Source organism: Paucidesulfovibrio gracilis DSM 16080 (assembly GCF_900167125.1).
GTDB classification, from domain to species: Bacteria; Desulfobacterota; Desulfovibrionia; order Desulfovibrionales; family Desulfovibrionaceae; genus Paucidesulfovibrio; species Paucidesulfovibrio gracilis.
Genome location: NZ_FUYC01000004.1, coordinates 16,917 through 38,603 on the forward strand (window position 1 = coordinate 16,917; position 21,687 = coordinate 38,603).

24 protein-coding genes are annotated in these 21,687 nt (G+C 55.7%); 16 read left to right on the forward strand and 8 right to left on the reverse strand.

What is annotated here, in order from left to right; all coding sequences use genetic code 11:
• Nucleotides 1-19 precede the first annotated feature (19 nt).
• Genes B5D49_RS06325 through rdgC form a run of 4 tightly spaced genes read right to left on the reverse strand, consistent with a single transcriptional unit; the run spans nt 20 to nt 2,412 of the window.
• Nucleotides 20-640, reverse strand: coding sequence for a hypothetical protein (locus B5D49_RS06325; RefSeq protein ID WP_078716841.1), 621 nt, complete (start codon nt 638-640; stop codon nt 20-22).
• 58 nt (nt 641-698) lie between these two features.
• A complete protein-coding gene (locus B5D49_RS06330) occupies nt 699-1,262 on the reverse strand; it encodes an arylesterase (RefSeq protein WP_078716842.1) in 564 nt (187 codons plus the stop codon).
• Between the two features lies 1 nt (nt 1,263).
• Nucleotides 1,264-1,788, reverse strand: coding sequence for a hypothetical protein (locus tag B5D49_RS06335; protein ID WP_078716843.1), 525 nt, complete (start codon nt 1,786-1,788; stop codon nt 1,264-1,266).
• Nucleotides 1,789-1,797: 9 nt separating this feature from the next.
• Nucleotides 1,798-2,412 carry a recombination-associated protein RdgC gene (gene rdgC / locus B5D49_RS06340; protein ID WP_078716844.1) on the reverse strand — a complete coding sequence of 205 codons (615 nt, stop codon included), beginning with the start codon at nt 2,410-2,412 and terminating at the stop codon, nt 1,798-1,800.
• Between the two features lie 153 nt (nt 2,413-2,565).
• Between rdgC and B5D49_RS06345 the strand changes: the two genes are divergently transcribed.
• Both B5D49_RS06345 and B5D49_RS06350 read left to right on the forward strand, forming a co-directional pair.
• Nucleotides 2,566-2,949, forward strand: a complete 384-nt coding sequence (locus tag B5D49_RS06345) for a hypothetical protein (protein WP_078716845.1) — start codon at nt 2,566-2,568, stop codon at nt 2,947-2,949.
• 36 nt (nt 2,950-2,985) lie between these two features.
• Nucleotides 2,986-3,420 carry a response regulator gene (locus B5D49_RS06350; protein ID WP_078716846.1) on the forward strand — a complete coding sequence of 145 codons (435 nt, stop codon included), beginning with the start codon at nt 2,986-2,988 and terminating at the stop codon, nt 3,418-3,420.
• Between the two features lie 14 nt (nt 3,421-3,434).
• Here B5D49_RS06350 and B5D49_RS06355 read toward each other — a convergent pair whose 3' ends face one another.
• Complete coding sequence (locus tag B5D49_RS06355; RefSeq protein ID WP_144019228.1) at nt 3,435-4,025, reverse strand: PilZ domain-containing protein; 591 nt, start codon at nt 4,023-4,025, stop codon at nt 3,435-3,437.
• Between the two features lie 168 nt (nt 4,026-4,193).
• Here B5D49_RS06355 and B5D49_RS14945 point away from each other — a divergent pair, with 168 nt between their 5' ends.
• A complete protein-coding gene (locus tag B5D49_RS14945; protein ID WP_200806772.1) occupies nt 4,194-4,337 on the forward strand; it encodes a hypothetical protein in 144 nt (47 codons plus the stop codon).
• Between the two features lie 160 nt (nt 4,338-4,497).
• On the opposite strand, the gene rfbA is transcribed toward B5D49_RS14945, so the two are convergent.
• Nucleotides 4,498-5,391, reverse strand: a complete 894-nt coding sequence (gene rfbA / locus B5D49_RS06360; protein WP_078716848.1) for a glucose-1-phosphate thymidylyltransferase RfbA — start codon at nt 5,389-5,391, stop codon at nt 4,498-4,500.
• Between the two features lie 128 nt (nt 5,392-5,519).
• On the opposite strand from rfbA, the gene B5D49_RS06365 reads away from it, so the two are divergent.
• The 5 genes from B5D49_RS06365 (at nt 5,520) to B5D49_RS14730 (ending at nt 9,222) form a co-directional block, all read left to right on the forward strand.
• Nucleotides 5,520-6,251 carry a DUF1614 domain-containing protein gene (locus B5D49_RS06365; protein ID WP_159447150.1) on the forward strand — a complete coding sequence of 244 codons (732 nt, stop codon included), beginning with the start codon at nt 5,520-5,522 and terminating at the stop codon, nt 6,249-6,251.
• Between the two features lie 14 nt (nt 6,252-6,265).
• Nucleotides 6,266-6,793 (forward strand): 2-thiouracil desulfurase family protein, encoded by a 528-nt coding sequence (locus B5D49_RS06370; protein WP_078716850.1) that lies wholly within the window; start codon nt 6,266-6,268, stop codon nt 6,791-6,793.
• Nucleotides 6,793-7,542, forward strand: a complete 750-nt coding sequence (locus B5D49_RS06375) for a MogA/MoaB family molybdenum cofactor biosynthesis protein (protein WP_234990649.1) — start codon at nt 6,793-6,795, stop codon at nt 7,540-7,542. Before B5D49_RS06370 ends, B5D49_RS06375 begins: the two co-directional genes overlap by 1 nt.
• A 118-nt stretch (nt 7,543-7,660) precedes the next feature.
• Complete coding sequence (locus B5D49_RS06380) at nt 7,661-9,010, forward strand: TolC family protein (RefSeq protein WP_078716852.1); 1,350 nt, start codon at nt 7,661-7,663, stop codon at nt 9,008-9,010.
• Nucleotides 9,010-9,222, forward strand: coding sequence for a dual CXXC motif small (seleno)protein (locus B5D49_RS14730; RefSeq protein ID WP_144019231.1), 213 nt, complete (start codon nt 9,010-9,012; stop codon nt 9,220-9,222). The genes B5D49_RS06380 and B5D49_RS14730 overlap by 1 nt, the downstream gene beginning before the upstream one ends.
• A gap of 178 nt (nt 9,223-9,400) precedes the next feature.
• On the opposite strand, the gene B5D49_RS06385 is transcribed toward B5D49_RS14730, so the two are convergent.
• Nucleotides 9,401-10,516, reverse strand: a complete 1,116-nt coding sequence (locus B5D49_RS06385; RefSeq protein ID WP_078716853.1) for a glycosyltransferase — start codon at nt 10,514-10,516, stop codon at nt 9,401-9,403.
• A gap of 114 nt (nt 10,517-10,630) precedes the next feature.
• The gene (locus B5D49_RS06390) at nt 10,631-10,993 is read right to left on the reverse strand and encodes a molybdenum cofactor biosynthesis protein MoaE (protein ID WP_078716854.1); all 363 of its coding nucleotides are present in this window, start codon (nt 10,991-10,993) and stop codon (nt 10,631-10,633) included.
• A 178-nt stretch (nt 10,994-11,171) separates the two neighbouring features.
• Between B5D49_RS06390 and B5D49_RS06395 the strand changes: the two genes are divergently transcribed.
• The 8 genes from B5D49_RS06395 to B5D49_RS06430 all read left to right on the forward strand — a co-directional run bounded on the left by B5D49_RS06395 (nt 11,172) and on the right by B5D49_RS06430 (nt 21,679).
• Nucleotides 11,172-13,679 (forward strand): tetratricopeptide repeat protein, encoded by a 2,508-nt coding sequence (locus B5D49_RS06395; protein WP_234990650.1) that lies wholly within the window; start codon nt 11,172-11,174, stop codon nt 13,677-13,679.
• A 32-nt stretch (nt 13,680-13,711) separates the two neighbouring features.
• Nucleotides 13,712-14,458, forward strand: coding sequence for a 2,3-diphosphoglycerate-dependent phosphoglycerate mutase (gene gpmA, locus B5D49_RS06400; protein ID WP_078716856.1), 747 nt, complete (start codon nt 13,712-13,714; stop codon nt 14,456-14,458).
• Between the two features lie 67 nt (nt 14,459-14,525).
• Complete coding sequence (gene mutY, locus B5D49_RS06405; protein WP_078716857.1) at nt 14,526-15,647, forward strand: A/G-specific adenine glycosylase; 1,122 nt, start codon at nt 14,526-14,528, stop codon at nt 15,645-15,647.
• Between the two features lie 145 nt (nt 15,648-15,792).
• Nucleotides 15,793-16,758 carry a VgrG-related protein gene (locus B5D49_RS06410; RefSeq protein WP_078716858.1) on the forward strand — a complete coding sequence of 322 codons (966 nt, stop codon included), beginning with the start codon at nt 15,793-15,795 and terminating at the stop codon, nt 16,756-16,758.
• Nucleotides 16,759-16,952: 194 nt separating this feature from the next.
• Nucleotides 16,953-17,438, forward strand: coding sequence for a flagellar protein FlaG (locus B5D49_RS06415; protein WP_078716859.1), 486 nt, complete (start codon nt 16,953-16,955; stop codon nt 17,436-17,438).
• A 270-nt stretch (nt 17,439-17,708) separates the two neighbouring features.
• The gene (locus B5D49_RS06420) at nt 17,709-18,299 is read left to right on the forward strand and encodes a TetR/AcrR family transcriptional regulator (protein ID WP_078716860.1); all 591 of its coding nucleotides are present in this window, start codon (nt 17,709-17,711) and stop codon (nt 18,297-18,299) included.
• Between the two features lie 7 nt (nt 18,300-18,306).
• Nucleotides 18,307-20,433, forward strand: a complete 2,127-nt coding sequence (locus B5D49_RS06425; RefSeq protein ID WP_078716861.1) for a SulP family inorganic anion transporter — start codon at nt 18,307-18,309, stop codon at nt 20,431-20,433.
• A gap of 25 nt (nt 20,434-20,458) precedes the next feature.
• Nucleotides 20,459-21,679, forward strand: coding sequence for a response regulator (locus B5D49_RS06430; RefSeq protein ID WP_078716862.1), 1,221 nt, complete (start codon nt 20,459-20,461; stop codon nt 21,677-21,679).
• Nucleotides 21,680-21,687: the final 8 nt, after the last annotated feature.

Consider the following 21,687-nt stretch of genomic DNA (forward strand, 5'->3'; position numbering starts at 1 on the left):
TCTTGCCGTTGTATCCTGGTCAGGCCGGAAGCCCGTCGTTGACGCGGGCCTTGTAGTCGCGCAACCGCTGGCGCAGGTATTGGGCCGCTTCCAGGGCCGCGCCCTGCCGGGCTGGAAATTCCAACTCCCTACCTCCCATGGTATGGAACCGCAGGGTGCCGTTTTCCAGTTCCACCATGTCGATGTCGCTGTAGTATATTTCCACGCAGCCGAGGTCCGTTGTTTCGAAGGTGGGCGGCAGGGTTTCTAGGGGGGGGAACAAACGGCCTTCCCGAGTGGCCATAACCGCGTAGTCGCGTTTGGGGGCAAGCACGGTCAGTCGGAAGGTATCGGGCAGGTCGCGTACCAGTCGAATGTCGATACTGCCTGAGCGTTCTGTCAGGATGAAATGATGCTCCCCGCTGTGGATGCCGCAGGCCAGGAGGTTGGTCTCCGTGAGTTGTTCTTGCAGGTCTTCCTCCAGAGAGGGCAGATAATGCCGGATGATCGAGGTGCCGCGCCAATGGGCCAGAGGGAGCAGAATAACGAGGAGCGCCAAGGGCCACCACGCCAGTCCGGCGAGTCCTAAAACCGGTATCGCACAGATCTCAAGATTTGGTCGTCGACAAAAGTCCACGAGCAGACGTTCCAGGGGGGACATGGCGCACTCCTCTTCGCGTGAGTTTGTGTTCACGGGAATGTCGCACCCAAAAAGGGGATCAGGCGGTTTCGTCCAGTACTTTTGCCGCGATGGGAGCCAGCGCCCGGGCCATGTTGCGAACACCTTGCTCGTTGGGGTGCAGTTGGTCGATGAGGGTGTTGTCCGGATCGTGGAGGTAGGTTCCCAAAAGGTCGGGCAGGAGCGGGATGGCATACCGCCGGGCCAACTCCGGAAACACGGCATCGAACTGCTTCTTGTATTCATCCCCAAATTCCGGGAAGCAGGCAACTCCGGCCAGGATCGGCGCAATGTTGCAGGCCTTCAGGCCGTCGAGCATGGCGGCAAGGTTTGCTTCGGTTTCGCCCGGCTCGGTGCCGAGGAAGAAGTCGTTGGCGCCGAAAGCAACGATGCAGACGCATGGCTTGAGCTTGAGTACGGGTTTGATGCGGCGCAGACCGTCTTCCGATGTTTCCCCGGAAACCCCCATGTTGCGACAGGTTACGTCGTATCCTTGTTCTCGAAGCAGCCCCTCCAGCACAGCGGGAAGGGCGTGCTTGGTTACCAATCCGAAGCCTTCGGTGAGGCTGTCGCCGAAACAGGCGATGGTGCGGGCGGACGCCATGTCAGCCCCCCGTGACCCAGCGGGTCAGTCCTGCGGATTCGTCCTTCCAGTCCGGACCGAGCCGTAGCTTCAGAAACCGGGCAAAGGAGGCGTCGAGCATTTCAAGGCATTCTTCGATGAGATACATTTTTTCCAGGAACGCACCGTCCGGGTCTTCATCATCGTTACTTTTCGTCTCGATTTTCGGTGTCTTCAAGCCGCTGAAACCGAAATCCTCGGCCTTGACCGAAATCATCCAGGTTTCTCCGTCCCGTTCCATGCGAAGTTGCGCTTTGTTGACCTTTTTCCCGATACGCAGACCGCTGAGGGCTTCCGTAAGTTCTCCCAGAGGGCTGGAAACCGTGGCTGTGGCCAGGTTTTCGCCTTCGCCGCCCTGCACGGAGATGCGTTGCTCAAGGTTGATGCTGAAACCCCGGCCGTCTTTTGTCTGAAAGGTGCCGCCGGTTGTTTCGGAGTAGAACCAGAGCCAGGTCAGAAACTCCTGACCGATAAGGCGATTTTCGCGTTCCACAAGTTGCAAGTCCATGGCGATTCCTTAAATGAAAATGGAGGGTTCGAGATTTTCAAGAGTCTTGGCCGCGTCTTCGCCCAATTGGTCCATGGCCAGGAAAAACGGGGTTAGCGGTTCCAGGCGAAGTTCGAAGGTGTTGTAAAAATGGTCTTCGAACAAGGCACAGGCTTTGGCGTTGGTGGTGTCCAGGTAGAGGCGGTGGGTCTGGGTGTTCCAGACCACGTCGAACACTGCCGGGATCGGCAGTGAGCGGGCACGCAGCCGCAGCATAACCTGCTCTTTGATTTCCTGTTTGCGGGCCCGGGAAATGAAGTTTTTCCCCTGCTCCTTGGCCTGGGCCATTTCCTTTTTCAGTGCAATCTGAAGGTGTTTTTTGAACACGGCAGGCTGGACTCTTCTGGTTTCCAGCCGCAGCGTAAAGGTCATATAATGTCCTTTTTCCGGTGGCGATTGGTTCCAGTCCACGTCGAGCATGTCGTCGATATTGGTCCAGCCGAACGAACGCTCCTCGGCGGAATCGTCGATGTCCAGGAAATGATATTGCTTGAGCAGGCGCGGAACGTCGCGCAGCAACTCGTTGTTCACTTCGTCCATGATGCGGTATCGGGTCAGACCCGTACTGGCGGAAAGAATGCCCAAGTCGGCTCCTCCTTGTTTCGGAATGGTCAGGTATGGGTAGAATCAAATCGCGGCTGTGTAAAGTCCGGCATGCAGTCGAGTTTTTGTGTCCTGCCCTTGCCTTTCCTTGCGTGGCAACGTATTCCTGGCGCAACAATGAAACGGGGAGAGTTCATGACCCAAGGAGCTTACAAGACGTTGGCCCAATGGCTGGATGGGCGTATTGCGTCCCTGCGGGAGTTGGAAGAACAGGCTCGCGAGGTCATCGAGCAGCAGGGCGATCAGGCGGGCTATGAACGTTTGATGCGGGAAAAAGCCTTGTTGCTGGCTGACCTGGAAGAACAGGGACGGGACATCTTGAAGGAAGCCGGCGGACCCGAGGCCGACAAGCTGCGACAACGCTTGGCGGCTTTTTCTGCTGGCGCCTCCATGGCGTTGGAAGTCGGCAGTGTTTTTTTTATGTCGGCTCTTTTGTACCCGGAGGACCACCAGCCTGGTCAGCCCAATGACCTGGAACGGTTTGCAGAATTTGCGCATCAACTGGCAGGCTCCCGCTGAGGGGAGGCCTGTGTAGTTTCTTGGAGGGAAGGGCAAATGTCGAGCGGCAATGCGGAACAGACCAGGCGGATTTTACTTGCCGAGGATAGTGCCGACAACGTCCTGATTATACAATTGTATCTTAAGAACCATCCGTATGTGATCGACGTGGCGGAAAATGGCCGGGATGCCGTGCAGATGTTCGGTGAAAGAGCGTATGATCTGGTATTGATGGACATCCAGATGCCCGGCATGGACGGATACGAGGCCACGGAACGCATTCGCGAACTGGAACAGAAAAAGGGAAACGAGTCCGTACCCATTATCGCTGTAACCGCGCACGCCTCTGAGGAAATTCGTCGCCGCGTGCTGGACTGCGGTGGCGATGCATACATCACCAAGCCGGTGCCCAAGGCTCGGTTGGTGGAGGCGATCCAAACCGCTCTGGAGAGCCGTCAGGAAGCGGGACAGGAAACCAATTCTTCTTCTTGAAGGGGAACGTTGGCTCAAGGATGCGTGGCAGGGGAAGCGGAAGCTTTTTTTTGGCGCTGCTGCTTCTGTGCTTCAAGGACGAGCTGGGCTACTGCAGCTTCCTGGTGGCGGTCCAACTCTTCAAATGCCCCTCCAAGAATGCCCTGTTCGTGGCGTACAACCCGAAGAATCACCCCTTTGAGCAGGGCTTTCCCCTCAATTCCAAGAACCAGGTGAAGCCGCGTGCCGGCTTTGATGCGTTTTCCCGTATGCCGCAATCCCAGTCCTGTGGCGCTTATGTCGTGGACGCGAACAGTCTTTTGCAGCTCTTTGATGCGGCAGAGCAGGCCGTCATAACGGACTCGGAAACAATGACGCCGCTCGGGTCTGCCGTCAGGGCGTTGTGCGGGAAGCGAGACGTCAAGCGAGGAATCGGGGGGAGTGTCCGCTGTATCCGTCTGCGCGGAGGGAGGCGTTGCGGAAGCTGCGGGACCGGAAGAGGATTCACCCGGCAGATAAATGGCGTATTCGCCCGCCGGGTTCTTCTTTTTGGGAGACCGAGAAGAGCCGGAGCGGGATTCGTTTTCGCCTGGATGAAGTTTTCCCAACAGTTTCTTTATGTTCATGGCAAAATTGTTGGTTAATGTATTGCCGATCTGTATATTTCCTTTTTGCGTTTGAAGCAAGCCCTGTATTGGGCGGAAGCGGCAAATGATATTTTCACCCCTTGACTTTTTGTGGGAATCCGGCAAAAGAAATTACAAGATTTTCGTAGGAAACAGGGAGGAAGGACTATGATCGGCGAACTTCTGCACGGTATGGCGCAGAGCACGACGCAAGGGTTTATCGGGGTTTCCCTGATTTTTGTCTATTTGGCATGGATCGTGAGCATTGCCATGATTCGCATCAAAGAGACCAAGCAGGAAGAGCATCACTAAGCAAAGTTTTTTGTAGACCGTTTTCGTGTGAGCGTGTCCACCGATTTGGTGCATGGCTACGAGAGCGGGTAGTAAGCATGAAAAGCCCCTGGGACGATGTCTGGGGGCTTTTCATTTGGCGTGGTTTTTCGGCCGTTGGCCTGGTCATCCGGGGAAAGGGTTAGTATCGGCTGGCAACGCCTTCTTCTACGTCGCGGATGACCTCCAGCAGGTATTGGCCGTAGGCATTCTTGAGCATGGGGGCAGCCAAGGTTCGCAATTGGTTTTCATCAATGTACCCCTTACGGTAGGCAATCTCTTCAATGCAGGAAATGATCAACCCTTGCCGTTTTTGGATCACGTCCACGTAGTTGGCGGCTTGAAGCAGGGAATCGTGGGTTCCCATGTCAAGCCACGCAAAGCCGCGGCCCATGGTCTCAACTCGGAGGTCGCCCCGTCTGAGGTAGAGGTTGTTCAGGTCCGTGATCTCCAGCTCACCGCGGGACGAAGGCTTTAGCTCCCGGGCCATCCCCACGACATCATTGTCATAAAAGTAGAGTCCCGTGACTGCGTATCGGGATTTAGGTTGTTCGGGCTTTTCTTCGATGCAGGTCACGGTTTTGTGTTTGTCGAAGGCAACCACGCCATACCGTTTGGGATCCTTGACCGGGTAGGCAAAGACGATGCCGCCCTTTTTAAGCCGGGCGCAGTCCTCCAAAATGGTCGGAAGCCCCTGCCCATAAAAAACGTTATCGCCGAGCACAAGGCAAACCGTATCATTCCCGATGAAATCTTCGCCAAGAAGGAAGGCCTGTGCCAATCCGTCCGGGCTGGGTTGCTCCACGTAGGATAGTGAAAGGCCGAGTTGGGAACCGTCGCCGAACAGTTCCCGGAAGCGAGGCAGATCCGTTGGGGTTGAAATGATCAGGATTTCACGAATCCCGGCCAGCATAAGCGTTGAAAGCGGGTAGTAGATCATGGGCTTGTCGTGCACCGGCAGGAGCTGTTTGCTCATGGCTCTGGTGAGAGGGTAGAGCCGCGTACCGGAGCCTCCGGCCAGGATGATGCCTTTCATGATGGACCTCGCTTTTGATTTACTTGAACAGCGCCTTACGATAACACCCAAACCCAACGGGCGCGAATATGACGCGGGTTGAATGGAATTGCAACCTGGATGCGCCGCACACCGCAGGGAGATTTGAAATGCGATTTGTTTACCATTCCGGCGGACCAGGTTCCTTTATCGCCTTTTTCTTGTTTGTAGCGTTGTTGTTCCTGCTGTTCGTGGTTTTACCCGCCAACATCGCGGCACATGCCGCCGAAGGACTGGGGCTGACTCCACTCCAGGGGATTGTGTTGTTGGTGGCCATGGTTCTGACCCGGGGGCTGGAGTTCACTGTATACCGGAGTGAGCGTCTGGTGCGGGAAGTGATCCGTCCGGAAACACCTTTTGCGGAATTGTTGCGCACGCGGGGCATGGCCGGTGCGGAGAGCATCTACGGAGAGGAATTGGTCCCTCAAACCTTCGCGGTGGCTTTGGGTGGGTTGATTTTACCCCTGGTAATGAGTGCTGTGTTTCTGTTTCGGGTGGCGCACCTGCCGAATGCTCTGGCTTGGGCTGGGCTGGCCGTTGTTGTGTCCTCGGCGGTCTGTTTTGCAGCCACCACCTATCGCGGAGGAATGCCCCCGAAATTGCCTGTATTTTTGCCGCCGGTCTGTGCGGGGTTGACCGCGGTCATGCTGCCCCACGCGGAGTTTACAGCGGCAGCGTCCTTTGCCGCTGCCGTGTTCGGTCCGATCGTGGGGAACGGATTCTTGCCGCTGGCCGTGCCGCGAATGCGCGGGAGGGTGGATACGCCGTACTTGGTCTTCGGCGGACCACAGGTCTTTTGGGGCATCTTTTTTGGTTGCGTGGTGGCTGGGCTTGTGGCGTGACGGGGCAGGGAGTTATGTGTCTGAAAATCGGTATCAGCCGGTGTCTGCTGGGTGAACGTGTACGATATGATGGCGGTGAGCGTGGCGAGCCTGTGCTGGTGGAAGCAATGCAGCGCGCGGCCCGGTTGGTTCCCCTGTGTCCCGAGGTGGAGTGCGGGATGTCCATCCCTCGGGAGCCTGCGGAAATTGGGGGGAGCGTATTTTGCCCCACTTTCGTAGGGTTGCGTACCGGGCGGAATTATACCGTGCAACTGATGGAATGGGTGTTGCCCCGAATTGAGCGGTTCGTAAGGGAACCGGTGCATGGCATGGTTTTGAAAAGCAACTCTCCCAGTTGCGCCTGCGTCACTCCAAAGCCGATTTGGCATCCTGAAAACACTCCCGGGATGGGCTGGAGCCTGGGACTGTTCGCTCGCGCCTTTCAGGAGCGCTTCCCTCGTATTCCCATGGCAGATGAAGTGGTGTTGCAGCATCCCGGCAATCGAAATATTTTTTTGGAACGCGTAAGAAAGTATGCGGCATCCGTAGCAGAGGAGGCATGATGCCCACAACCAAGCATCAGGTGCAGCTTGAACATGCCGTCTCCAAGGGAGAGCGCGTCGAAATTGATTGGACGCACAAAGAATCCCTGCGGGCCGGTACATTGCTTTGCGACGACCATGGGCCAGTATTGCGGGCCGTGGGATTTCATTTGGAACCAGGAGAGCCGGAGCGTCCGGGCCGGGCGTTGCGTTTGTTTGCCGCGCAACGGGACTTGACCCCGGGGCTTTGGGAAGGTCTTCATGTTGAGCGTCGGGGGTGGTCTGTGGCCTGGGTTACGCTCAGCGACAAGGGCGCTCGCGGTGAGCGGATCGATACTGCAGGCCCGCTTGTGGGTGAAATGCTCGGGGAACATCTCGACGTTTCCCTTACGATGGGCTATCTTTTGCCGGACGATCAAAGTTCTTTGCAGTTATTGCTGATGGATCTGGCCTGGGGGCAGGGGGTAGACCTCATTGTGACCACAGGTGGAACCGGTGTGGCTCCTCGTGACGTGGCCCCGGACGCGACCCTGCGGGTTATTGAGAAGCGTCTGCCCGGAATGGAACGGGCAATGACGTCGGAAAGCCTCGCCAAAACCCCGCACGCCATGATTTCCCGAGCCGTAGCCGGTACGCTGGGGCTATCGCTGATTATAAATCTGCCGGGAAGTCCCAAGGCCGTACGGGAGTGTCTGGGCGTCGTGCTTCCGGCATTGCGGCATACATTGGAAAAACTCCACGGCGATCCTTCAGATTGTGGCGGAGCCTGACCTCAACGCTTTTTTTCACAAGGCTTGTCAGCAATCCAACATGGTGCTAAACGCCTGTTTCAATCACCCGATGTGGAGATACAACGGAACAAGAAAAATGCGTGAATACGGAGTAGATATGCACATACGGACGCTTGCCGTCAGTTTGGCCCTGTTGCTGGTTTCCTGCGGGGGGGTCTGGGCTCAGCAGAGTGATGCTGAATCAGCGCAAAGTGCGCCCCGGGTTTTTGACATGAAAGCCTGTGTGGAGCGCGGTCTGGAGGCCAACCCCGCGATTGTGGCGGCACGGGCCCAGCTTTCCGGAGCTGAATACGAAACCGGGTCCACGTTTACGGACATGCTGCCCTCCACCACTATGGGATACGGCTATACCCATAAGGATCGTGAACCCGCCACGGCAACAAGTGGCCGTCGCGATGTTTGGGCTTTTCATATTAATGTGTCGCAACCACTGTTTCCCGGTATCTCCCTTTTGAACGCCTTCCAGAAGGGCATGCTTCAGGAGGAACAGACCGAGGCGAAACTTGAGCAGGCGGAATTGACGCTTATCGGTGAGATTCAGACAACGTTTCTGGGGCTGCTTCAGGGACGTATGGACGTGAAGAGCGCCGAGGATTCCGTGGAACGGCTCAAGTCGCAGCTGGAAGTGACCACGGCTTACTATGACGTTGGGCTTAAGCCGCGTCTCGACGTGTTGCAGGCTGAAACGGACCTGGCGTCCGCTGAACAGGAGTTGGTGAAAGCCCGTAACCGTGTGGCCACTCGCGAAGCCAAGCTGAATACGTTGCTGAATCTGCCGTTGGAGGCGGATGTGGAGTACGTGGGAGAACTGGACGAGCGGCCTTTTGCCATGGAACTCAAGCAGGCGTTGACCAGAGCCTACTCCAAACGGCCGGATATCCGTATCGGCGAGAAGAGTGTGGCTATCGCCCGTAAGGATTTTAATATTGCGGCCAGCGATTTCTTACCTTCCGTTGATGCCGAGTGGGATTACTACAAGAAGGGCAACGGCATGGATCTGGAAGAAAATGCCGCGCAGTGGAGCCACTCTGGTCAGGAGTATTGGACCGCGGGTGTCAACATGTCCTACTCTCTGGGGGCTGGAGGCGCTACCCAGGTTCTGGATGCGCTCAAGGCCGATGAAAATGTCGCCCAGATTATGGCTGAATTGGAAAAGGTCAAGCTTGACGCCGGGTACGAGGTCAAGGAAGCGCTTTTGAATATTGTCGAAGCGCGGGATCGTATCGAGGTGGCGCATAAGTCCGTTGCCGCAGCCACGGAATCCTATCGTATGGCTTTGGCCCGGTATCAGGCCCAGGTGGGTACGAATACGGATGTCCTTGATGCACAGGCCAACGTGTCGTCCAGCGAAGCCGAACTTATCCAGGCTCTTGCCGACTATCAGACGGCCCTTTCCACGCTGTATATTGCGATGGGAGAAAAAAATCCCGGTTTGGTGACGGAATAATGGGATTTGATCGACTTAAAGGGGAAACCCCGGCGGGGACTCCGAAAACCTGCCGAAAATGCGGTGGGGAACTCTATGCCACACGTCGTTGTCCGTGGGTTGTGATGCGTTGCCGAAAATGTGGAGCATCCATGGAATTGCGTGAAATAGCTTCGCAGATCGACGATCCGTTTGAAGAGGATCTTGGCTGGATTCCCATGGACCGGCTGTAGTTCGTCCACCAACAAAGAAGGCCGTGCTGTTAAGCACGGCCTTCTTTGTTGGTGGAGCTGAGAGAGGGACGCCGGCGGTGTGTGTCTGAGGGTCCAAGTGCTATTTCCCCTCCGCGTATCGCACCGAACCGACAAGTACGACACGTCGGCCGTCGCCCATGGTCAGAAAAATCTTCCGCTAATCTGCCTTGTTGCTGAGACTGCTGTAAAGGTTCAGCGTTCGTTTTAGAAAGTCGTTCCCCGTGAGCTGGGACATGGTTTTTCTTTCTTCTTGAATCAAAGATTCACGTACCTCCGGCTTGGTGACGGCAGCCAGCAGTGTGCCAAGCATGGCTTGGTTGTCTCCTGCAGGGAAAAGACCTTGGTCCGGCACCAGATCCGGCATGACATTGACGTCCGAAGAAACGAGAGGCCGTTCACAGGCCATGATTTCCAGTGCGGCGCGGGCAATGGCTTCCGACCAGAGGGAGGCGACCACCCCCAGGTCCAGCGCGGAGATGCATGCGGCCATGTCGTTTCGTTTGCCGCTGATGCACGTAATATCCTGAATGCCCAGCTCCTGGATCCACTGTTGAACTTGGTCCTGTTTGGTGGCGGTTTCAAAACCGATGTAAAACAGCCGGATATGGTTGAGTCCGTGCTTTTCACGCAACCGTGCTACGCACTGGGCCAGTTCTTTTTGACCTTTCACTTCATCGAACCGTCCCACCAGCCCGATGACGAAATCGTTTGGACCAAAGCCGAATTCCTCGCGGACACGTCGACGGCCTTGGGCATCGAAGGCAAAGGTCTTCCGATCGACTCCGCCGTGGATGCACCAGACCTGGTCCTCTGGAGTGCGCATGGTTTTGAGAAAATGGGATGCCATGCGTTTGTTGGTTACCACCACGGAGGAGGCTACATTTTTGTGCAGCCAACGGTTGAAGAAATCACTGCGTGGAGCGCGTTGGTCGCCTCTGGTCCGCACCAGTTGAAATGGCAGTCCCAGCTTTCGGAGCATGCCCCAGAGAAAAAAGCTTTCTCCACGGTGGCAGTTGATGATCTGGGGCTGGAAAGAGCGCACCAGGCGGACCATATCCACGCAGGTGCGTGCCAGCCGCAACGGGTTGTTGGAATTGAGGTCCATGGGCAGTGTGTGCAGGCCCATGTCGCGGGCCATGCTGTCCGGCGGCGTATCCGGCAACGTGAGTACAAGCACGTTATGTCCGTCCTGCTGCAGCAGTTTGCTGAGGTACAGGGCGTACCATGCGGTGGCGTTGAACCAGCGGACGTTGGCGACCTGAATAATGTTCATTGCGTTGTTCCGGTCGGGGTCGGGCATGACGGCCAGGACGTTTCCCGACTATAATCAAGTCCTATTGGACTTTTTTTTGCATGTTTTCAAATGCCCTGCGAAATACGCCGGGGTTCAGGCAAACACTTCCTGCTTGGTGACGGCCTGGGATTTGATCTGGTCCAGCAGATCGGCTAGAGCGGGCTTGACGTTCTCGCGGATGTCCCCGGCAACAATGATGAAGAGCAGGTCATCGCCAGGCACGAGATGTCCTTTGTTGGCCTGCGCTACAGCCCGCCAGATGCCGGGGCGCTGTTCGCATTCCCGGCAAAGTTGTTTTATTTTGTCGAGATCCGGCTGAACGTCTACGGCGGTTACAGTGTTGCGGTCTTTTCTGGACCAACCCCGTACCACTCCGTTATGAATGAGCATCATGCCGACGTTTTCCGTAAACCCTGGTTGGGTCTTTAGTTCCGCAATGGTTTTAGTCAGGTCCATGCCTTTCTCCTTGAGTTGTTGAGGTAGCCAGATGAGCAGTATTTCTTCTCTTTTGCAAGTCCTGCCGAAGGTCTCACAGTCACGAATGATCGGTTCCGGATATTGCGTGTGGCTCGTCTGGAACGGTGCCCTCAATACGGCCGTGCCCCATACCTTGAAGGACTATGGGGCAATCCCCATGGCTGAGGCGGACGGGCAGGCGCTCTGGCTTTCTCCGACCCCTGAGGTGTTTCGGGCTTTGGGGCGGCTGCAGATATGGTCGCGCCTCAATCCCATGCCACTTTTTTGTCAGATCATGCCCGTTACGGTTCTTGTCGGGTATGACCTGACCCTTTCCATGGCATTTCCTACGGAACTGGGCAAGCAGAGTGTTGACCCACCCAAGGAATTCGAGGCCTGGATACACCCGAAGCTTACGGAGGATGTTCAGCGTATTTCCGGGCTGAGTCTGCAGCAAAAGGGGAGCATGCCCGGCTTGGCCAACGTGGACTGGCGTCTTTTCGACGCGGATGAGGGGTTGGATTACGAAACGGTTTTGAACTGGTTTTTTGTGATCAAGCCGGTGGGCCGCATGGGCGAGAAGGATAGCATCATGGGCTGGCGGGCCTGGGCCGAAGAGATAAAGAAGCTCTTTACGCGCCTGAATGTCCGTTACCTGGTTGGCACCCGTGAAGAGGTTCTGATCGTCTCGCTTCGGGGGTTGCGTTCGTTGCGCGGGTTTATTGCCGAGCTGCTGCGGCTCATTGCCGCCACAAAGGAGGAATCAGAACGAACCTACTGGCCCTGTGTCATGGCTGCGGTATCCCAAAAGGGGCGTCAGTTTACTGAAGAGGTGACGCATAAGTTCAATTTGGATTGGAACAAGCTCAGCCCTGATCTTCCGCATTTTTCCTATCGTGACGGCTTGATGCTTGGGGAAGGGTTCGTCGTTAACGAAGCCCGGTATGGCGGCGAGGAGTCGTTGGATTCCTGGTGCAATGTCAGTCTGGCTGAAGATGTGGGTGAAAAATCCAAGAGCGCGGCAGAGGTCATTCTACCACGTAAACTCATGTTGGCGACCCAGGATTCCGAATGTTTTTATTGCGGGCTTCGAAGTCATGCCTCGGCGGAATGCCCGTCCCGCAATCTTGAGGATCCCCGGCCGGGGGTCTGGAAGGCCTTAGCAGGGATGGACATCAAGGAGTTTCCGAAGGCCATGCGCAGTCTCGACGATGCCCTGGATTCGGAAAACACCTTGGACTCGTTGGCTGGTTTACTTGCTTCGGGCAAAAAGCCTGAGAATATCATGGCCGCTGCCATGTTTGAAATTAACAGTCCCGCGCAATTCAGAGTGTTGGAGCGGGTCTGGCGCAGCCGGGGAAAGGAGTGGCCGCAAGGGTTGCGGCAGCTTGTTCCCGAGGAGGGACAGTTCGTCAACACGGCCATGGAGACGTTCCGAGCCAGGGATTATGAGCGAACCGGCGCGTTGTTGAAGCAGCTCCGATTAAAGTACGCCCGCAGTTTCATACCATCATCCCTGCAGGGCTATGTTGCCATGGAGCAGGGCGATCATCATCAGGCGCGTTTTTATTGGCAGGAGGCGGAGCGCATGGGGTACACCCCCTTGCAGCAGGGCTTTTTCGTGTACCTCCAGGCGCGTAGCTTTGAGATTGAAGGGGATTATAAGGAAGCGGCTACGCTGTATAAGCGGGCTTTGACGGTTTCCCCCAATTGGTTGGAAACATTGTATCGCGGCGGAGTCTGTATGGTGAAGCTGGGATTCACCGGTCAGGCTATCGAAATGCTTGATGATTTGTTTCAGCAGGATCCCAATTTTTTCAACAGGGCATTGATTGATCCGGAGCTGGACCGTGGTCGTGCTCATGTGCTTTCCGCCATGTGGGATCGCTGGGCCTTGGCTGAAGCCGAGGTCATGCGGCAACGGGAGCGGGTTGACGCGCTGAGCGGTGAGATTGATCAGCGTTTCGGCGAAGACCACGAATTTTATGAACCGGCCAAACGTTCCTTGGAGCACATGCAGGGCTTGGCAAAACTGAATAACTTTGTGGCGTTTCGGGAATTGATTCGTGAATTGGCTCTATTTGAAGACAAATTATCCCGCCAGGTGGAGCGGGATATCAAGCGGATGCAAGCCAAAGTGGACTATCTTGTGGAGCGCCTGAAGGACGTGCAACAGGAAGCGGCCTGGTTTCCGTTTCCCAAGCTGCTTTTGGAGTTCAACAAGGATTTCAATTATTGTGTTGAGAAAATTAATTGGGTTAACCATCAGCACATCAAGGCAGCGGAAAACTTTCGTCAGGCTGGCTCCTATCTGGATGAAGTGGAGCAACGCTTGAGCGCATTGCAAAAGCGTTTGGTTACGCTGCGTATTGTTCGCGACACCACGTTGTTTGTGCTGATGCTTGGGCGGAGTTTTATCTGGTTTGAGGTGATCGGCTTGGGGTTGGGTTTGGTTGGACTCCCTTTGTTTATATATTTCACTCGGTCCATGGAAAATGTTTGGATTGTGGACATGATTCGGGAACAGCAATGGGAGTTTCAAAAAGGCCTGATTCTCATTTTGAGCGTATTGGCACTTGTGGTATCCTTGTTGAAAACCGCCATTTCCTTTGAACGGAAGAAAAAGGAACTCTTCGAGCGTCCGATGGATGAGGCGCAGCAATCGGAGTCGAAGAAAAAAAAGTAGCAACAATGGTGGCGGTTTTCAAAGGAGCACGCATGCACCGTCTTGTTTTGATCCGGCATGGTCAGAGTGTTTGGAATCTGGAAAATCGTTTTACGGGATGGACGGATGTTGATCTTTCGGATCAAGGCCGGGAAGAAGCCCGGGAAGGGGCTTCTCAATTGCTTGCCGAGGGGCTTGACTTCGATGTCTGTCATACTTCGCTATTAAAGCGGGCCATTCGCACTCTTTGGATTGTGCGGGATGTCATGGACCGACTTTGGCTTCCCGTTCGGAAAACGTGGCGGCTGAATGAGCGTCATTACGGAGCATTGCAAGGGTTGAATAAAGCAGAGACAGCTGCTGAGTATGGCGAGGAGCAGGTTTTTGCCTGGCGACGTGGATACGCCGTTGCGCCCCCGCCGCTGGAGCCGTCCGACTCCCGATGGCCGGGATTGGACCTTCGATATGACGACTTGCCCCGTGCGGATCTGCCCGTTGGGGAAAGTCTTGAACAGACCATTGAACGGACCATGCCTTATTGGCACGATGTTATCGTGCCGGATTTGCAGGCAGGGCGTCGGGTACTGGTTGTGGCACACGGCAATTCCCTGCGTGGCCTGGTCAAGCACCTGGATGGGCTGGACGAACAAGCGATCATGGATGTGAATATCCCAACGGGAATTCCTTTATTATATGAATTGGATCAGGACATGCGCCCTCTTGCTAAAAAATACCTCGGTAATTCGGAAGCCGTGGCAAAGGCCCAGGCCGAGGTGGCCGGGCAGGGACGAGCCGGATAGTTTCTACGGGGGGACTCACACCTTCTGCCACTTGCCCCCGGAAGCGCTCCAGAGTACACACGCCTCCATGGTTGATACGAATTCAGATTCTTCCGATTCCATTACGCGTTCCCTTGGTCCCCGGCTTTGTTCCTGGTTTGCGGAAAATGGGCGCGCTCTGCCCTGGCGAACTTCCTATGATCCTTACCATGTATGGGTTTCAGAGATAATGGCTCAGCAAACCCAGATGACCCGCGTGGTGGAGTATTTTCAGCGCTGGGTTGAGCGATTCCCCGATTTGCGGGCGTTGGCCCTGGCTCGGGAGGATGACGTCCTGCATGCCTGGGAGGGATTGGGATATTACAGTCGTGCACGGAATATGCTTAAAGCCGCACGGGCCATGGCGGAAAACGGTGGATTTCCTGATACGTATGAGCAGGTGCTGGCCTTGCCGGGGGTCGGACCCTATACCGCTGGAGCCATCATGAGCGTGGCGTATAATCAGCCGTATGTGGCCGTGGACGCCAATGTGGAACGGGTATTGGCCCGTGTTTATGATCTGGACAAGCCCGTGAAGCAGGCCGCGACCCACGGGTTTATCGAGGATCGTGCGTTGGCCCTGATTCCAGAGGGGCAGGCCCGATGCTTCAATCAGGCGTTGATGGAACTGGGAGCTTTGGTCTGTACTCCCAAAAAACCGGATTGCACATCCTGTCCTGTTGCCAGCCTGTGTCGCGCCCACTCCCTGGGGGTGGAGAGAGAGCGGCCTGTACCCGGGAAAAAACAGGCTGTGGTCAAGGTGACCGTGGCTACGGGAGCGTTGATTCATCAGGGAAAGGTCTACATTCAGAAGCGTCGTCCGGACGACGTATGGCCCGGGCTTTGGGAGTTTCCCGGCGGCGGCATTGAGGAGGGTGAAACTCCGGAACAGGCCGTGATCCGTGAGTATGTGGAGGAAACCGGGCTGGATGTGCTGCCGATACACAAATGTGGCGTGGTGCAGTATAGCTACACCAAATTTCGTGTGACGCTGCATTGTTTTTATCTTCAATATGCCGATGAAGTGCGGACGCCCGCAACGTATGAAGCTGTTGACGGCCGGTTTGTGACTGTAAATGAACTGGACGATTTTGCCTTTCCCGCGGGGCATCGTAAGTTTATTCAGTTGCTGCGGGAGGATTCGGTATTTCAACGCTTGATCGGTTCCTGACGTGTGGAATCGGAGAATTCTTATCCGTTGTTCGCTTTGAGACATTTCCCCCATGGTTCTAAGCTGTTGTCTGCGGTGGCACGCTATGTGCTTTCCTTGAAACAGAGGACCATCAGGCGTCCGGATTTTGACAGGGGGAATCGGAATGTCCGAAATCAACTACACACAATTTTTGCAGGCGTTGCACGCCAGGCAAGGCGCTTCGACCATGGGGGGAGGGCGTCCAGACCCTGTGCGGGCCAGAGATTTGGCGTTTCAGACCGAGATGCGGATGGCCATGCAGTTGTTGGGGGACGGTGAGGACTCTCAACCCCGGAGCGCTGGATCGTTCGCCGGCGGGACGATGATGAGTGATGGCCTGATGATGGATGCGCTGGCCACCATTTCGCGTATCATGGATAAGGGGCAGGCAGGAGGAGGTGCCTCCACGCATGTGGTCCGTGCCCAAGTCGTGGATTCGCCCCGGAATGCGGTGGTGGACGGAGCGCTTTCCGCTATTTTCGAATCCGGTGACCGGGGTGTGGGAGCTGTTGGATATGATCGCGTAGGCGGTACCTCCTATGGCAAATTTCAGATCGCATCCCGAACCGGAACCATGGAGCGTTTTCTCAATTTTTTGGACGAGAAGGCACCGGAGTGGGCGGACCGGCTGCGTGCTGCGGGACCGGCCAATACCGGGGGACGCAGAGGCGGTATGCCTGACCAGTGGCGTGCGATTGCCAGGGAGGATCCGGAGCGGTTTGAGTTGATCCAGCGGCAGTTCATTCGACAGGACCATTACCAACCTGCCAGGGAAAAAATTCTCGCGGAAACCGGGGTGGACGTTGATTCTCTGCCGTTGGCGGCCCGGGAGGTGCTTTGGAGTACTTCTGTGCAGCATGGCGCCACAGGCGCTGCCGAAATTTTTGACCGGGTCATGCAGCAGATTCAAACATCGCCGGAGCATCGCGACTTTGCGCGTCAGCTTATTGGCGAGGTCTACGATTACCGGAAGACGCAGTTCGGATCTTCCTCAACCCGAGTGCGCGAAAGTGTGCAAAACAGGATGGATCGCGAAAAGGAATTGGCTCTCTCCATGCTGGAAAGTGGGGGCGTGAATCAGCTGGTCTGATGATTGTCCTGTAGTCCGTAACCTGCTGATGGCCAGGAGTGGAAAGATGTTGGTCAACAAGCTGAAAAGCGTTCAGGCAAACTCGCCTGAGCGTTTTTTTTGATGAGTGGTTGTCTTCTGGTTGGGGGGTAAAGATTTTTGGGAACATGTCGATAAGAAGGACGTAACGCATAATTGTAGGCGGAGGAGCAGCCATGGATCTGGTAAAGTACATCGAAGCCCCGTCAGCCGCGATGCGTCGTGATGTGGCGCAGAGTGCGGAACAGGTCGGGCGCGTGGTGGGGAGGCATGACCGACGGGAGGAGCGCCGATCCGGTCGGGATGTAGAACTTCGTCTGCAGGATGAGGGGGCAGGGCGTGTTGCTCGCAAGAACGTGCCTGCTCCGGAAGCGCTGAATGAGCCATCCCGGGAGCAACGTCTTGACCAGGCGTTGGAACAGACCAGGGAAGCTTTGCAGGCTCACGGCGTGGAACTCCGTTTCAAAGTTCGGGAGGACGCTGAAGGAGTGCAGGTCGAAGTGCGCGATCCAGAGACCGATAAGGTGATTCGGAAAATTCCGGCCGATGAATTGGTTCGTCTCGCTTCGCATCTGAGGGATTTTTCGGGTGAAATGGCCGAAAAAGCCTTGACGGACTCCGAGGTTACTTTTGGGGGGGCGTTGATGAACCGTCCCGTATAGCCCCTGCTGTTGGCAATCCATCGACGTTAGGCGATTCCTTCGGGAATCGCCTTGTGTATTTTGTATATCGGATTTTCAGAAATTGAAAAAAAAGTAATTTTCCAAAGTGGAGAAAAGAAATGTGAACTAAATCACAAAGTATTTTCGAAAGGTTACAGGCGAAACTGAGTGTTTGCTCAGTTTCGCCTGTTTTTTTGACATTATCGATGGTTGCACATAGTAAAAATAGAAACTGACCACTTGCTCAGTTTTTACGGGAGTGGATGAGGCATGAAGAAAAAAGACGCCATACTCAAAATTGCCACCGTCATGTTCGCCAATCAGGGGTTCGCCGGCACGTCCGTGCAGGAAATCTCTCGATTGACCGGAGCGGCGGAAGGAACGCTCTTCTATCATTTCAAAAATAAGGAAGGGCTGTTGCTAGCAATTCTGGAGCAAACCCGAGAGGCCATTGTCGGCCAATTTGAGGCTTTTTTTCGGGACCGCTCTTTTGCTTCCGGATTGGATATGGTCGAGGAAACAGTGGCGTTTTTTCTTTATCTTGCCGGGCTGATGGAAGATCGTTTTTTGCTTTTGCACAGGCATGATCTCTATAAATTCGCGGAAACAAGTCCGGAGTTTCGGGAGAATCTGGAAGCGATCTACAATTGTCTGGTGGACTTTTTCGAGCAGGCCGTAACCCGGGGGAAGCAGGATGGTTCCATCCACCCCGACGTGCAGCCGCGAAAGTCTGCGCTAATCATCTATACGATGGTTGATGGCCTGGTGCGGTTTAAAAACTACAATCTGTATGATGCGGGCGCGCTCTTCAACGAATTGTTGCGATCGTGCCGCAGGATGCTGCAGGCTAACGAGAGGTAGAGGCTGGATGTTGACGAAAATTTTCCCTTTTATCGGCTGGTTTAAGGGCTACGATGCCGCCAAGTTGCGCGCCGACGCCATTTCCGGGCTTACCGTGGCCCTGGTGCTGATCCCGCAGTCCATGGCCTATGCGCAGTTGGCGGGTATGCCCGCGTATTACGGCTTGTATGCCTCGTTTTTGCCCCCTTTGATCGCAGCGCTGTTCGGCTCGAGCCGGCAGCTCGCCACAGGCCCGGTGGCAGTGGTCTCCCTGATGACCGCGGCTTCGCTGGAACCTTTGGCTACGGCGGGTAGCGAGGGGTACATTGCATACGCCATCCTTTTGGCGCTTATGGTGGGGTTGTTTCAGTTCTCATTGGGAGTGCTTCGGCTCGGGCTTGTGGTGAACTTCCTTTCTCATCCCGTGGTCAACGGTTTTACCAATGCTGCGGCCATCATCATTGCATCGTCCCAGCTTTCAAAGATGTTCGGCGTGTATGTGGACAAGGCCGCGCATCATTATGAGACCATCATGCGGGTGGTGGAGTCCGCCTTCCATTACACGCACTGGCCTACGCTGGCGATGGGGGCGTTGGCCTTTGCCATCATGATCGTCTTGAAACGCATCAATCCCCGGATTCCGAACGTTTTGGTGGCTGTGGTCATCACCACGCTCTTGTCTTGGGCTACCGGATTCAATCATGATGCCAAGGTCTCTCTGGACGCTGTGATGTATGAACCCGCGCACCAGGCGGTGGTTTCCTTCAACAGCGCTGTCCAGGGTGTGGACGAGTTGGCCGCCGAGCGGACCGGTTTGACGAAACAGCTTGAAGCCGCCAAGGAAGCGGACGACACGGTGGCCATGTTGGATGTGCAGCATGACCTCAGTGTGCTTGGCGTCCGCATCGCCCGCCTTAAGCATGAGGCGTCGGAAAGCCGGGCCGCCCTGCGGGAGATGCTTTTTACCGGGGCCAACGGTGTGGATGGGAATCTGGAATTCTACGCGCAGGGGGGTGTCCCTGCGGGTATGGAACCGGATGGCCGCACCTGGCGCATCAAGGTGGGAAATAAGGCGCTGGATACCGCGTCCTTAAGGATGATGGGCGGAGGCGCCGTGGTTGGTACGGTTCCCTCGGGCATTCCTTCCATCACTGTCCCGGACATTGACCTCAAGGTTCTTTTGCACCTGTTGCCGTATGCGGCCATCATTTCTCTGCTCGGATTCATGGAAGCCATTTCCATTGCCAAGGCCATGGCCGCCAAGACCGGCCAGCGCCTGGATCCAAACCAGGAACTCATCGGTCAGGGGTTGGCCAACATGATCGGCGCCTGTGGAAAGAGTTATCCCGCATCCGGGTCTTTTTCACGTTCCGCCGTAAACCTGCAGGCCGGAGCCGTCACAGGCATGTCCAGCGTATTCACTTCGCTTATGGTTGTGGTTGTGCTGTTGTTCTTTACTCCGCTGCTGTATCATTTGCCTCAGGCCGTCCTGGCGGCCGTTATCATGATGGCGGTCATCGGCCTGATCAACGCCTCGGGCTTCATTCATGCCTGGAAAGCCCAATGGTATGACGGCGCTATTTCCATCATTTCCTTTGTCTGCACGTTGGCCTTTGCGCCGCATCTGGACAAGGGCATCATGGTGGGCGTGGCTCTTTCTCTGGGCGTATTCCTCTACAAGAGCATGCGGCCCCGGGTGGCCTCGTTGTCGCGCTCCGAGGATGATTCGTTGCGCGACGCCGGTGTGCATGGCCTGAAGGAATGCGAACACATCGCCGTGGTCCGCTTTGACGGTCCGTTGTTCTTCGCCAACGCGAGCTTCCTGGAAGACCAGATTACGGATCGCATGATGAATATGCCTAAGCTCAGGCAGATCATTATTGTTGCCAATGGTATCAATGATATGGATGCCTCCGGCGAGGAAGCCCTGTCGCTCATTGTGGATCGTGTGCGCAGCAACGGAATGGGAATCTGCCTGGCCGGTGTGAACGAAGCGGTTATGGCCGTGCTGGAGCGTACGCACTTGCTGGAGAAAATCGGCAGGGAAAATGTGTTCGTGACCATGGAAAGCGCTCTTTGCGCCACGCACGAAAAGGCCCACAGGGAAGGCCAGGAGGAATCCTGCCCCCTGACCACATTCTGCCGCCTCGCTTAGCGGGACAAACACAGGAGAAGACAATATGTCCGTCATTACCGTATTCAACGGCCTGTTCTGCGAAGCAGGTGTCGTGGTCAAACGCGTGTTGGACGCCACCGGGTATCGTCTTGTCACGGATCAGGAGATCGTGGCCGATGCAGCCGAATTGTCCGGCATGGCCGAGGACAAAATTACCCGCGCTTTTCAAGCCGGGACGTCCGTGTTCAACAAGTTCAGTCATGAAAAAGAGCGCTCCGTGGCCTGGCTACGTTTGGCCATGGCGCAGAAGCTGCTCAATGCCGATAACCTGCTGTTTTCCGGATTTGCTTCCCAGCTTCCTCCTGCCCATATTGGCCACATTCTGCGCGTCTGCCTGATTGCAGGGATCAAGGATCGGCTTGCCCTGGCGGAAAAGGAAGAGGGCTATGCGGAAAAGCATGCGCACAAGTTGATCCATAAGGACGACGAGGACCGTGCTGCCTGGGTCAACACGCTGAAGGGCGTCGATGATCCCTGGAATGATGAATTGTATGATATGGTGGTACCCGTCCCCAAGGTCGGTGTGGAAAAAGCCGCCGATCTCATAGCGGAGCAAGCAGGCAATGAGGCTGTTCGGGTTCGGCACTCCAGCCGGGATGCGGTTGAGGATTTCCTGCTGTCCGCCCGGGTGGAGACCGTTTTGGCCAACGAAGGGCATAATGTGAATGTTGCCGCCGATAACGGCAAGGTCAAGCTGACCATCAACAAGAACGTGCTCATGTTGGAACGTCTGGAACGGGAACTCGCCGACATTGTCGGGAAGGTGGAAGGTGTCCGTAGCGTGGAGACCGGTGTGGGCAAGCAGTTCCACCAGACCGACATCTACCGCAAGGTGGACTTTGAGGTTCCGTCCAAGGTGTTGCTGGTGGACGATGAACGGGAATTCGTGCAGACCCTCTCTGAGCGGCTTATGCTCCGTGATATGGGGTCCGCCGTGGTGTACGATGGGGAATCCGCTCTGAACCTGGTGGAGGAGGACGAACCCGAAGTCATGATCCTGGACCTGAAAATGCCCGGGATCGACGGCATCGAAGTGCTGCGTCGGGTCAAGCAGAGTCGCCCTGAAATCGAAGTCATCATTCTTACCGGGCATGGTTCCGAGGAAGACCGGGAAGTGTGCATGGAACTTGGGGCATTTGCCTATCTGCACAAACCCGTAGATATCGACGTCCTCAGCAAAACCTTGAAGGAAGCTAACGAAAAAATTCGCCGCGTGAACGGCTGACGAGGGTG